At 50.4% G+C, this 12,996-nt stretch carries 11 protein-coding genes; 4 read left to right on the top strand and 7 right to left on the bottom strand.

The window, feature by feature from the left end; all coding sequences use genetic code 11:
* Nucleotides 1–12 precede the first annotated feature (12 nt).
* The 4 genes from J2Y43_RS17670 to J2Y43_RS17655 all read right to left on the bottom strand — a co-directional run bounded on the left by J2Y43_RS17670 (nt 13) and on the right by J2Y43_RS17655 (nt 3,003).
* On the bottom strand, nt 13–729 hold the full coding sequence (locus J2Y43_RS17670; RefSeq protein WP_309985081.1) for a pirin family protein: 717 nt from the start codon (nt 727–729) through the stop codon (nt 13–15).
* A 2-nt stretch (nt 730–731) separates the two neighbouring features.
* A complete protein-coding gene (locus tag J2Y43_RS17665; protein WP_309985079.1) occupies nt 732–1,355 on the bottom strand; it encodes a dienelactone hydrolase family protein in 624 nt (207 codons plus the stop codon).
* Nucleotides 1,356–1,572: 217 nt separating this feature from the next.
* Nucleotides 1,573–2,511: a ring-cleaving dioxygenase gene (locus tag J2Y43_RS17660; RefSeq protein ID WP_309985077.1), complete on the bottom strand. Its 939-nt coding sequence runs from the start codon at nt 2,509–2,511 to the stop codon at nt 1,573–1,575.
* A 105-nt stretch (nt 2,512–2,616) separates the two neighbouring features.
* Complete coding sequence (locus J2Y43_RS17655; protein ID WP_309985075.1) at nt 2,617–3,003, bottom strand: DUF2958 domain-containing protein; 387 nt, start codon at nt 3,001–3,003, stop codon at nt 2,617–2,619.
* Nucleotides 3,004–3,242: 239 nt separating this feature from the next.
* Here J2Y43_RS17655 and J2Y43_RS17650 point away from each other — a divergent pair, with 239 nt between their 5' ends.
* A complete protein-coding gene (locus tag J2Y43_RS17650) occupies nt 3,243–5,243 on the top strand; it encodes a T9SS type A sorting domain-containing protein (protein WP_309985072.1) in 2,001 nt (666 codons plus the stop codon).
* A 7-nt stretch (nt 5,244–5,250) separates the two neighbouring features.
* Here the strand turns inward: J2Y43_RS17650 and J2Y43_RS17645 are convergent, their stop codons facing one another.
* Complete coding sequence (locus J2Y43_RS17645) at nt 5,251–6,111, bottom strand: AraC family transcriptional regulator (RefSeq protein ID WP_309985070.1); 861 nt, start codon at nt 6,109–6,111, stop codon at nt 5,251–5,253.
* Nucleotides 6,112–6,206: 95 nt separating this feature from the next.
* On the opposite strand from J2Y43_RS17645, the gene J2Y43_RS17640 reads away from it, so the two are divergent.
* Together J2Y43_RS17640 and J2Y43_RS17635 are read left to right on the top strand one after the other, a co-directional pair.
* Nucleotides 6,207–7,163, top strand: a complete 957-nt coding sequence (locus J2Y43_RS17640) for an NADP-dependent oxidoreductase (RefSeq protein WP_309985068.1) — start codon at nt 6,207–6,209, stop codon at nt 7,161–7,163.
* 111 nt (nt 7,164–7,274) lie between these two features.
* Nucleotides 7,275–8,201: a trypsin-like peptidase domain-containing protein gene (locus J2Y43_RS17635; protein WP_309985066.1), complete on the top strand. Its 927-nt coding sequence runs from the start codon at nt 7,275–7,277 to the stop codon at nt 8,199–8,201.
* Here J2Y43_RS17635 and J2Y43_RS33610 read toward each other — a convergent pair.
* A complete protein-coding gene (locus J2Y43_RS33610; RefSeq protein WP_409014460.1) occupies nt 8,170–8,334 on the bottom strand; it encodes a hypothetical protein in 165 nt (54 codons plus the stop codon). The two genes, J2Y43_RS17635 and J2Y43_RS33610, sit on opposite strands and share 32 nt — an antisense overlap.
* Before the next feature lie 217 nt (nt 8,335–8,551).
* Here J2Y43_RS33610 and ytxJ point away from each other — a divergent pair, with 217 nt between their 5' ends.
* Nucleotides 8,552–8,884, top strand: a complete 333-nt coding sequence (gene ytxJ / locus J2Y43_RS17630) for a bacillithiol system redox-active protein YtxJ (protein ID WP_309985064.1) — start codon at nt 8,552–8,554, stop codon at nt 8,882–8,884.
* Nucleotides 8,885–9,162: 278 nt separating this feature from the next.
* Here the strand turns inward: ytxJ and J2Y43_RS17625 are convergent, their stop codons facing one another.
* The gene (locus J2Y43_RS17625; RefSeq protein WP_309985062.1) at nt 9,163–12,945 is read right to left on the bottom strand and encodes a two-component regulator propeller domain-containing protein; all 3,783 of its coding nucleotides are present in this window, start codon (nt 12,943–12,945) and stop codon (nt 9,163–9,165) included.
* Between the last annotated feature and the right edge of the window lie 51 nt (nt 12,946–12,996).

Raw genomic sequence — 12,996 nt, 5'->3', positions numbered from 1 at the left:
CAAGTTCATATTCTACCACTTTTCAGGAACCTCGATCACAAGCAGAGCACTTTTCTCCACCGCTTTCAACGAGACCGCAGTCTCCGGCCAGAAACCATAGCCGTCACGCGTCGAAAGCAGCTGTCCATTCACCTCCACTTTCCCATCAATCACGAACACATACACACCGTTTCCTTCCTTTTTCAGCTGGTACCGGGTTTCAAAACCGGCATCCAACTCAGCCAAATGGAACCAGGCGTCCTGATTGATCCACACGCCGTCGTCGTTGGGATCCGGTGACAGGATTTGCTGAAAACGGTTATGTCGGTCGCCGGAAGCATATTCCATCTGGTCGTAGCGTGGCGCCACATTCAGTTTTTTGGGATATAACCATATTTGCAAAAACGTCACAGGCTCTTCGGGATCCTTATTAAATTCGGTATGATAAACGCCGGTACCGGCGCTCATGACCTGAATCTCTCCCCGACGGATCACCGCCACATTACCTATGCTGTCCTGGTGTTCCAGCGTACCTTCCAGCGGGATCGAAATGATCTCCATGTTATCGTGCGGGTGCCGCCCGAAGCCCTTACCGCCGTTGACAGTATCGTCGTTTAAAACCCTCAACGCACCAAATTGGATGCGCTGAGGATCATAATTTCCGTGAAAACTGAAAGTCTGTGCGCTTTGGAGCCATCCGTGGTCCGCGTAAAAGCGCGACGAGGCCGGGTGCAATACGGAATTTTTCATGATTACTTCAAAATCGTGTTGTTCACCAATTGGATCTCCTCTCCCGAAATCGTGTGTGGCCGGCCCGGGTAAATCACCTGGTTAACCGTCGCATTCATATCTTCGAGGATGGTCACGCTCTCCTGCACCCGCGATACAGGCACGTGTGGGTCGGGGTTACCAGTTGAAATAAACACTGGCGTCTGTTTGAAATCGCCGTTATAGTTGTCGATGTCCAACTCCTTGCCTACCAACCCGCCTGTAAAAGCAATGATTCCCCCATACTTACGGGCATTGCGCGAGGTATATTCCAGTGTAAGACAAGCTCCCTGCGAAAAACCGGCGAAATAAATCTGATCGGCTGGGATTCCCGCGGCCTCTATTTCCGCTACCACATCTCCTACCAATGTCAATGCCGAATCCAATGCAGGCTGGTTTTGCGTAACCGGCGCCATGAAACTGTAAGGATACCAGCTATTGTTCGTGGCCTGCGGCGCGTAAATTGCAAAATCGCTCAGATTCAAAACCCTTTGAAGGGAAATAATATCAGCGGCAGTCGCACCCCGGCCATGCAGCATAACGATCGCTTTTTTGGCCTGCTGGATGGGTATCCCGCTTGTGATGAATTGTTTGCTATGGGTGTACATGGGAATTTCGAGTGAGTGAATTTTGAATGAGTGAATGGTCGGGCGTTGTTAGGAGTTGTCATTCGTATTCAGGTATTGTTGTTCATTATTAAATGGTCGAAAATCTTTGGGTGTAGTTGACAACACTTGATCACACTTGACAACACTTGACCACACCTGACAATACCTGACTACAAATGACAATACCTGACTACAAATGACTACATATGACCATTCATTAATTAAGTACCGGCAACACTTTGACGATCTGCTCTCTGCGAGGCTCGTACTGAGGAGGCAGCATCAAACCGGAGCCGAGTTGTTCCACAGTTTCGTCGGTTGCAAAGCCTGGGTTATCACTTGCGATCTCGAACAGAACACCTCCCGGTTCGCGGAAATAGAGCGAGTAGAAGTAGTTTCTGTCGATTTTATCGGTGATCTGCAAACCGGCATCCAGTACTTTTTTGCGGAACTCCATCAGAATATCATCATTCGCAACACGGAATGCAATGTGATGAACCGAACCTTTGGCCACATGACCCGCTCTTTCACCAGGAGCTTCCACCAGGTCGACGATATTTGCATTCTCAATCGCGTCGGTCACAAACCGGAAGCGATTTACATGCTGTTCGGCCAGGCGGTAACCGAAGATGTCGGTCAATACTTTGGCGGTCTCTTCGATGTTGTTCGTTGTGATCGTCACATTATGGAAGCCACGGGTCGCATATTCGGCTCCTACTTCCGAAGTAGTCCATGGAATACGGTTATCGGTAACTTTTGGGACCGTCAGTTCAAATTTCAAACCATCGGGATCCAGGAAGGTCAGATATTGCTCCCCGAATTTCTCGGCAGGTTTGTTATAAGTGATTTTATTGGCCTCCAATCTTTTCAACCAAAAATCCAGGCTGCCTTCGGGCACCGAATATCCGATTTCGGTAGCCTGGCGGGTTCCGCGGCGTCCGGCAGGGATCTGATTACCCCAGGGGAAGAAAGTCAGGATCGAACCCGGCGTACCGTTTTCGTCGCCGTAATAAAAGTGATATGTATTAGGATCGTCAAAATTGACGGTTTTTTTCACCATTCTAAGGCCTAATACCCTTGTATAAAAATCGTAGTTGGTTTTAGCGTCACCAGCGATCGCTGTAATGTGGTGGATGCCGTTGATTGTATTTTCCATTGTCTTGTTCAGTTAAGATGTTTCTTTGTTTTTGATGATACAAAGGTATATCCCCGGGTAGGGGCAAGGCATTGAACTAGGACAAGAAAAACGGAAATGAGAAAATTATTCGAGCGGGCTCATCAAACTCAGCACAGCGTCTTCCTCCACTACCCTACCGGCCGCTTTGGCCGCTTTCAGGTACACGCTCATCGGATATTTCCCGTCGAAGGCAGGGTCGGCTTCTACCATGGGCACTTTCAGGCGCGCATGTTTGAGGCTTGCAAGATCCGACAGCGACACGTAACTCAGCTCCGGATTGCCCTGCCCCAGGTCGCAAAGCCCGAAAGCGATATTATTAACAGGATCGAGTTCAGAAAGCAGCCAAATGGCCTTGCCATATTTGGAATGCAGCTTCACAACAGGCGCATGATCCTTCGCAAGCTGGTTTTGTACCTCTTGCGCATTGTGGACCATTATTTCAATCAGGTTTTGTGGGATCATTTTTGACATGGGGCAAATTTAGAGGTTTTGTCCGGGTGCCGAAGCGCCGGGGCACCATAAAATAAATGGTATCTGCCGCAGCTGTATTTCGCATCACTTATTTGCCTAAATTTCGATGAGAATAGTCCTTCCACAACTTATCGGAAACTGAGTATGCACTCCTGATAGGAATGTAGAGGCTGCTTTTGGCATTTTAAATTCTGTTTCAAATCACATTAACGCTATCCATCTATCGTAAAAAGTAACTTATGAAAAGAAAACTACCACTCCTTGCTCTAGTATTAGTTCTAATCACCTCACACAGAACCTTCTCGCAGGTTGTAGTAACTTTCCCATCCGAAAGGGCGGTTTTTCAGCGCAACAACGCCAATGAAGCCGACGTATATATAGGAGGGTATATCACGCAGCCTTACCAGAAGATCGAGGTGCGGCTTACGCCCCGCGTACCCGGTGAGGGTGAGGCATTTCCGGCAGGCGGAGGCTGGGTAACGCTCGATGACCAGATTTCACAAGGCCAGTTTTTGGGTTCCGTACATTTAAAAGGTGGCTGGTACCAGTTGGAAGCGCGGGGTGTGGCAAATGGCGGCGGTACGTCGTCGATCGCGACGCTCGCGCGTGTAGGCGTGGGCGAGGTGTTCGTTGTGGCAGGCCAGTCTAATGCAACAGGCGGCGACGCCAATCCAAACGGCCCTCCCGCTGCCCATGATCAGGTCAACAGCGTCAATTTCCAGAATGTGGATCCGGGAACATCGACCATTACCCCTTATTCAAATGTCCAGCTACCCTGCCCTGAGTTTGTACATCTCGATGCGAACGTAAAAACGGCGCCATTTGGTAACTATGCGTGGTGCTGGGGTTCTTTTGGTGACAAAATTTACGAGAAACTGCACGTGCCCGTGATGATATTCAACGGTGGCTGGTCGAGCACCGGGGTCGACAACTGGAAACAAACCATTGATCCCAACGGCGTAACTACCAGTGCATTCGGCTACACTTTCCCGGCGGGCCTGCCATTCGGGCATTTACGGCTTGCGTTGAACTATTACATTGCTCAATTGGGTGTAAGGGCCGTTTTATGGCACCAGGGCGAATCCGACAATTACCTTGAACAGCCAGGCGACAACACTTACAACCGTTACTTATCGGCGCTTTGGGATGTGGTCAACGCGAGCCGCAACGTTACCGGCAAGCCCAATCTGGGCTGGGTTGTCGCACGTGCTTCGCGGTTTACCGTCAACGGCTCCACACGCGTTTCGGCCAATGTGGTCAATGCGCAGAACGAACTGATCAACAACGATGGGCTCTATCCGCACGTATTCCAGGGCCCGGAAACCGATCCGTATTATAGCATTGAGTACCGTCACGATGAAGTACATTTTCGCGGGGATGGCATCAATCCTTCTCCCGACGGACAAATCTATTCAGGATTGGTTTTCCTTGCCGGCCTCTGGGCCGACAAGATTACGCCCGATTTCCTCGCCCAATCCAATCCATATGCCGCGACGCCCCCACCGGCAGTCGACGCGGCCAGCGTACAGGGCAGCTCGCAGGTTACATTCACGGGCCCTTCTTTGCCGGGTGGCTACCAATACAACTGGCTCAACTTCGGCGATTGCAACCAGGTACAAAGCACTTCCCAGCAATGGACGGTCGGGGCTGGTTTGTATAAACTTAAAGTGATTGATTCCAACCGCAACACCGTTTTCTCGCCTGCATTGAATGTACTGTCAACCCCGCTGCCTGTCACGTGGCAATCTTTCAGCGCCCGCATGGGCATTACCGGGCGGGTAACCCTCGACTGGTCGACGGCTTCCGAGGTGAACGCATCACACTTCGAAGTGCAGCGGAGCAGTGACTCCCGGACATTTGCGACCGTCAAAACCGTCAATGCCATGGGTAACACCCGAAACAGCTCTTTTTATCAGTATGAAGATGAATTTCTTTCAAAAGGCACCTATTATTATCGCTTGAAGCAGGTTGATGCGGATGGCCGGACCGACTTCACGCGCATTGTGAGCGTGCGCGTCAATGGAAATGAGACAGTACGTGTTTTCCCTAACCCTGCCGCAGATTTGATCACCGTGGAATCCGCTCAGGCATTGAATCGTATTGATATTTTTAACAGCGCGGGTAAACTGGTGCAAAGTGCCCAAACCGGAGAAAAAGCCGTTCGCTTGAACATCGCTAACCTCCCAAAAGGGCTGTATGTAGTTTCCGTGGACGGCCGCGAGCTGAAAATTGTAAAATAAAATTCCCCTACACCAGGACCAAAGCCTCTCGCCGGTATTCGAGCGGGCTCATCCCACGGTGCTTCCTGAAAGTCTTGATGAGATGGCTGTCGTCTGTAAAACCCAGTTCGGCAGCTATTTCATTAATACGCATGTCGCTGTGTTTCAGCCTTATTTCCACCAATGCAATTTTATAGTTGATGATGTACTGCTGCAACGTTTCGTGCGTGTGCTTTTTGAAATACTCACTGAGGTAATTCAGCGAGATATTGAAATGGGAAGCGATGCGCTCAGCCCGAAGCAGGTCCGGGTTGTAAATATTCTGGTGGATATAATGAATAATGTCCAGAGAGGTGTTTTGCGCCAGTTGTGTCTTTTCGGGAATATGGGTGGTAATATTCCGTGCAACCACCGTGAGCAAGGTGTTCAGTAGCTGCTGGACAAGCTCTTTATGCAGCGTTTGCCGGTTGGCATATTCCTGCCTGATGGCCTCCATCAATGCTCTTACCAGCGGCTTATCATGCTGGTTCCGAAGAATGCAGCCTTGCAGGTGATTATTGTTATGAAAAATATATTCCAATTTATGGATCCAGTCACCCAGGTTACTATACTCATCGCGGGCCTTCTGCGCATTCAGATAGATATTATTAAACCGAATAAACATAAATGCCGTAGTCTCCTTTACCTTGGTATAATGCAAATCCATAGGCATTGCTAAAAACAGGTTTTCCTTCTGGTACCGGAACTCATTCTGGTTGATATGGTATGTCCCCGTACCATCAAACATATATACCAGTTCGATGAACGTATTCTTATGCTCCTTGATCGGACATTCGTCGACTGTCACTAGCAGGACATCGAAAGGCTGATGGATATGATGGATGCGCATACCCGCAAAGGTACCGATTTAACCCAAATTTTTACAACTCACAAAAGTGACCGGCCCGCGAAATTTGCAGACATCAAATCAAACAATTGCAAATCATGAAAGCCATCACATTAGCAAGCAACGGAGGGACTGAAAACCTGATATTCACCGAAATACCTACGCCGGCAATCAAGGAAAATGAAGTACTGGTACGCGTCAAGGCAATCGGAATCAACCCGGTCGACGCATTTGTAAGAACCCATCCGTTCGCCCTGGAAATGTTCCTCCAACCGCAGCCCGGCGAACCGGTTATTATCGGCTGGGACATTTCGGGGGTGGTCGAAGCCTTAGGCAAGGCGGTCACCCAATGGAAACCGGGCGACGAGGTATTTGGGATGGTCAACTTTCGGGGACATGGTAAGGCATACGCCGAATACGTGGCCGCTCCCGCAGACCAGCTCGCATTGAAGCCGGGCAACATTTCGCATGAAGAGGCCGCTGCCGCGACCCTGGCCGCGCTTACCGCCTGGCAGGCCCTGGTTACTTATGGAAAAGTGAAAACAGGTGAAAAGGTATTGATTCACCGGGCTGGCGGGGGCGTCGGACATTACGCCGTGCAAATCGCCAAACACTTTGGTGCTTACGTTATCGGCACGGGCTCCGCAGCCAAAAAGGACTTCATTCTCGGCCTCGGTGCAGACGAATTCATCGACTACACCGCCACTCAGTTCGAAGACATTGTGCAGGACGCCGACATTGTGATCGATTCGCTCTTTGGCGATCACATATTCCGATCGTTAGATGCTGTGAAAGAAGGTGGCCGTCTCATCGCACTCCTCGTGCCATTCACGGATGAAAAGCTGATTCAGAAAGTGCGGGCGAAAAAAGTATATGCCCACACGCTTAATGTAAGTTCGAGCGGCGAGGATATGGGGCGGGTTGCGGCGTTACTCAGGTCCGGGGAAGTGCGGTCGCATGTTTCAGCTACCTATGCGTTTGAAGACATCACCAAAGCCCATGACGAAATAGAGACCGGAAAAACCATTGGCAAGATTGTGGTCAGCCTGCCTTAGCATGTATCATGCCCTTTTGTCGTGCTGTACTTCGGCGCGCGCCACTTTGGCATTTAAAAGCCGGCTGGATAGCTTTTTGAACGGGTTTTACCAAAACGATACCCAGTAGCTATGGATACCTTTTCAAGCATGATCATCGGCGCAGTTGATCAGATCAAAAATGCCGTTGTAAAAATCGATATATTCAAGACAGTCAATGGAAAAATACGGCCGGCAGGCTCCGGCTCGGGGTTCATATTCTCTTCTGATGGCCTCATTTTCACCAACAGTCACGTAGTCGACGGCGCGGAGAAAATTATGGTGAGCCTTTTGAACGAGAACGAGATTGAAGCAACGCTCGTAGGCAAAGACCCGGACACCGACCTCGCTATCCTGAAAATATACACGCAGGGTTATTCGGTAGCCAAACTTGGCGATTCGGGTGCGTTGCAGATCGGACAGTTCGTGATTGCGATCGGCAACCCCTACGGCTACCAGCATACGGTCACTACGGGCGTAGTGAGTGCGCTCGGCCGGACTTTGCAAACGCAGTCGGGGCGGTTTGTCGACAATGTAATACAGTCGGACGCGGCGCTGAATCCGGGCAACTCCGGCGGCCCGATGATCAACACCGATGGAGAGGTGATTGGCGTAAACACGGCTGTCATTCAAGGTGCCCAGGGGTTGAGCTTTTCCGTGGATATCAATACGGCGAAGGAGATTGCACGACAACTTATCCGCGACGGCAAGGTATTCAAGGCATATTTGGGCGTCCAATTACAGGATGTCCCGCTAAACGAACGCGTTCGTCAGCACCACAAGCTTCCAAACCACGAGGGCATCTTCATCACGCACATTGAACCGAACACTCCTGCGTCGCGGTCGCAGCTGATGGAGGGCGACATTATCGTCTCATTCAACGGCAAGCCTGTCCGCAATTCCAATGAACTGTTCAAGGCGCTCACAACGCGCGACATCCTTCGCATTACCGACATTTCGGTGATCCGGCACACGGAACTGCTCAACTTTATTGTTGTTCCGGTTGAGAAGAAGGTTTAGCATCTCGTAATTGGCTATAAGGTGTTTCAATCAATTTGATTTGAAGCACCTTTTCCATTTTACAGATGGTTTGTAAAGTGAGGTTTTCTGAGCCTTTCAGGGTTTTGCCAATGTACTGGGGCGAGCAGCCCATCATTTCGGCGAGGTTCAGCTTTGGTAACAGACTTCTACAAACTCAAAAATCAAACGGTTTCCGAGCAGCGCGTCCAATTTTCGCGATGGGGCAAAACTTCTGATTTGTGCTTCGAGATGCCCTGAGAGCACTTTTTCAATTTCGATGGAATGAAAAACTACGTTTTGTGTGTTGTGTAACCTGTTGCAAATAGTTTGACGAAATATTTTAACAGGTTATGAACTGGATTACTATTAGTAGTGAAGAAGAAGTAGATAGTATTTATCAATCGGCAGATTACTCCATTATTTACAAACACAGCCCCCGTTGCGCAACCAGCCTGATGGCTTACCGGCAGCTCAAATCGGAAGTAAACGCCGCTACCGACATTCAGATACCCATTTACATTGTGGACGTGATCCAAAACCGCAAGGAATCCCAGGCTATCGCCAGCAACTTTGGTGTTGTGCACGAATCTCCCCAGATCCTGGTCGTGAAGGGCGGGCAGTGCGTTTACGACGCGTCGCACGAAGACGTTTCGCTGCGGGATTCACTGGCTTCCTTAAACTGAAATCGAAGTTGGCTGGCCCAAAATAGCTGAGCAGGTCTAAGTTGAAAATATTTTTGTGGATTATATCCATTCATTAGGAAATATTCCATTATATTTGTGCTATCAACAAACAGGAACTATGACGGGCTGCACAGTTCGATCTCCTTCGAAAAGATGGTATAGATTTTGTATCAGGCAGATTACCGTCAAAGCTTATTAACACTTCATCACAAACAGACGCAAAAGAGCAGCCCCAAAGCTGCTCTTCTTGTTTTACCAGAATTTTAAAATCGTGGGTACTATGCATTTCCCGAGGCACGCGGTTCCAGGCGGGCCGCCCATTTTTGGAGCAGCACCACCAGATCGTCCAGGATAACCGGCTTGCTAAGGTAATCGTCCATTCCTGCCTCAAAACACTTCTCTTTGTCCTGCTGCAATGCATTGGCGGTCATGGCGATGATAAATGGATGCGTGGTATGCTGTGCCCTGATTTGCCGGGTAGCTTCCAGACCGTCCATTTTCGGCATTTGCATATCCATCAGAATAACATCATAATCGATTTTCTGTACCTGATCGAGCACTTCCAGGCCATTATGCGCCAGATCGGCCTGGTAACCGAGCTTGCTTAACGTGTTCATGATCACGATCTGGTTCACTTTATTGTCCTCCGCCACGAGGATCGTCATCGGATGCCGGCTTGCAAAATCGGAATGAAGCTTCTTTTCAGCATCGTCGCTTCCAGGCTTGGCTTCCTGGTGTTCCTGCCGATCCGGAGCAACTTTGGCTGCGATCCAAAAACGGAAGCTGCTGCCCTTGTGCAACTCGCTTTTGACCTCGATATCGCCCCCCATGAGCGCGGTCAGCTTTTCACAGATCACCAAACCGAGGCCGGTGCCTCCATACTGCCGTGTCGTGGACGAATCTACTTGTGAAAACGGTTTGAATAATTTGTCCAGCTTATCCTCCGCGATCCCAATGCCGGTGTCGGTAATCTCAAACCCCAGTTTGGCCTTCTCACCCTCCTGCCCGATCACATACACGTGCACACGTACCTCTCCCCTGGGCGTGAATTTAACCGCGTTGCCTACCAGGTTCGTCACGATCTGGCCGAGCCTCAACCGGTCGCCGACAATGCGGGACGGCACATTTTCCTCGATTTTCAACGTCAGGTTGAGCGGTTGAGTGGCAGTTTTTGCTCGGAAAAGGTCCATTACTTCACCAATGCAGGCTTTCAGGCCAAATTCTTTTTCTTCGAGCTCCATATTGCCCGATTCAATTTTGGAAACATCGAGAATGTCGTTGATCACATTCAGCAAATCCCGTCCGGACGTCTGTATGGATCTGGTGAAATCTCGCTGCTCTTCGGTCAGTTCAGTCTCGGCAAGCAGCGAAGCGAGGCCGATCACCCCGTTCATCGGCGTCCTGATTTCATGGCTCATAGTGGCCAGAAATGCACTTTTGGCCCTGTTAGCCAACTCAGCCTTTTCCACTGCCAGTTGCTGTTCCCCAATCGCGCGTTCGAGTTGTTTGGTCCGCTCCTGTATCTGCTGTTCGAGGACCCGCTTTTGCTTACGGATCGTGTAGGTCCGGATCTGATACAGGGCCAAAATCAGTGCCGCTATCAGTCCGACGGTCAACAGCCGGAACCACCAGGTAAGCCAGAACGGCGGCTCGATAATCAGTTCTATGGCGACCCCCTTCTCATTCCATAACCCATCGTTGTTGGAGCCCTTTACCCTGAATGTGTAAGTGCCAGGGTCGAGGTTGGTGTAGGTGGCAGTGCGTTTGTTGCCGCTGTAATTCCAGCTTTTGTCGAAGCCTTCCAGCATATAGGCATACTGGTTCTTTTCGGCGACGGTATAGCTCAATGCCGCGAATTCGAAGGTGATCACCGACTGATCATGACGAATAGTGATCGTTTTGGCCTCGCTGATCTGCTGTTTGAGGATGTTGTCACTGCCCCCTGTGACGACCTGCTTGTTAAATATCTGAAAATCTGTGATGTACACAGGCGGCACGAAATCATTGTAGCGCAGGCTGTCGGGATAGAAACTGATGAAACCGTTGATCCCCCCAAAGTACATCTGCCCGTCGGCCGTCTGAAACCGGGAATTGTCCCGAAACTCATTGCCCGGCAGGCCATCGGCAATACCGTAATTTCGAAAGGTATTGGTCAGCAGGTTAAACTTGGAAATACCCTTGTTAGTACTAAGCCAAAGATTGTTCTTACTGTCTTTCTGGATTCCAAATACCACATTACTTGCAAGCCCGTCCTTTTCCCGGAATGACTTGAACCGCTGCTTTTTCTGATCGAAATAGCAAAATCCGCCACCCACCGTGCCTATCCAGAGATCGCCATTTTCCGCTTCCAGGATCGATTGTACTTTGTTGTGGGAAATACTCGACGGATCGTTGGGCCGGCTGCGGAAATGTTTGAAGCCGTTGCGGCCGGGCAACAGCAAGTCGAGGCCGTTAAACGTCCCTACCCAGATATTCCCCTTTTTATCCTGAAAAATAGTGGTAATAATGTCGCCGCTGATGCTCGCCGGATCGGTGATATCGTGCTGGTAATGCGTAAAGGCTTTGGTTTTGACATCGTAAAAATTGAGCCCGCCCTTCCAGGTACCGATCCAGAGATTCCCGTCGCGGTCCCGCATCATGTTGTTCACGTCGGCAATTGAAAGGCTATTTGGATTGCCTTCTTCCGGCAAATGGTGCTCAATCGCACCCGTTCTAACATTCAGGAAATCGAAGCCGCCATTGTGAAAACCCAGCGCAAGCACGTCCCTGGCGATCCATATCACGGAAATCACATAGTCGTTCGAAATCGAGCGAGGGTCGCCTTCCCGATGCCTGTAAAATGTAAAGTTCTTCGTTTTACGGTTGAATCTGTTAAGCCCTCCCCCATCAGTCCCGATCCAGATGTCGTCGCTCGTACTGTCGCCGCAAATGGCAAGCACCGCATTATTACTCAGGCTGTTGGGATTACTGATCATCCGACGGTGAGATTCGAATTTCGGACCGAACTTGGGCAGAAACGACACACCACCGGCATAGGTGCCAATCCACATATTCTCCGCATTATCATGGTAAATCGCGTATACCGAATTGTTGCTGAGCGAATAGCGGTCGTCAGGGTTGTTACGCACGGAAAAAAAACGGTCCGTCGCCGGATCATAAATGCTGATACCCCCATTCTCCGTACCAATCCATAGCTTGCCGCTGCCGTCCTCGGCCATGGAAAGCACATCATTGTGCGCCAGGCTCCACGGATCGGCGGCCTTGTGTTCAAAATGCTTTACAATGGTCCCCGACGGACCGATGACCGACACACCTCCGCCATGCGTTCCTACCCATAAATTTCCCCTCCGGTCATAACGCAGCACTTTGATCCAGTCGGATTTAAGCGCATCGCCGGCCCCGCCCGCGCTCGTACGCCCGGCGCTTGCGTGCGCGCCGTGCTCGTAAGCCGCGAAAACACCCGATTTCACATCTAGCTTAAACAGCCCTTTTTCCGTACCAACCCACAGCACGTAGCCCTTCCCCTCTGCAATACTGGTCACAAATGCATTTCCCGACCCCGCATCCCTCCCCGGGTACCTGAACAGCTGGTAAGTACCGCGGCTCCGGTCGAACAGGTAAAGGCCCTGGTCGGTGCCCAGCCAGAAGCGGTTACGACTATCCCGAAAAATGGTGTTAATGGCCAGATCGCGTCGCGGATGCGGATAATGCAGAAAGCTGTCCGTAGCCCGGTCGTGCCGGTCCAGGCCCGTGGAAGTACCTACCCACAATTTTCCCTCCTCGTCTTCCAGCAGCGATAATACAAAGCTGTCGTGGATAGAAGCCGGATTGCCCGGATCGTGTTTGTAATGCGTGTATTTATAGCCGTCAAACCGGTTGAGCCCGTCCTCGGTAGCGAACCACATGAAACCCCTGCGGCCTTTCAGGATTGCGCTCACATGGCTCTGGGAAAGTCCCTGGTCGGTGGTAAGCCGCCTGAACCTGGGCGTCAATTCCTGTGCGAAAACCTGCTGAAAGCATAGGATGTAAAGCAGCACAACCCTGCAAAATATTGCCTTCATGGCACTTTCATCAATTCTGATTGGAAACGTCGATTGTCGGTTTAAATGTAG

Source organism: Dyadobacter sp. BE31 (assembly GCF_031457695.1).
Lineage (GTDB): Bacteria > Bacteroidota > Bacteroidia > Cytophagales > Spirosomataceae > Dyadobacter.
Note: the sequence above shows the minus strand (reverse complement) of the source record. Positions and strands in the feature narration are given on the sequence as shown.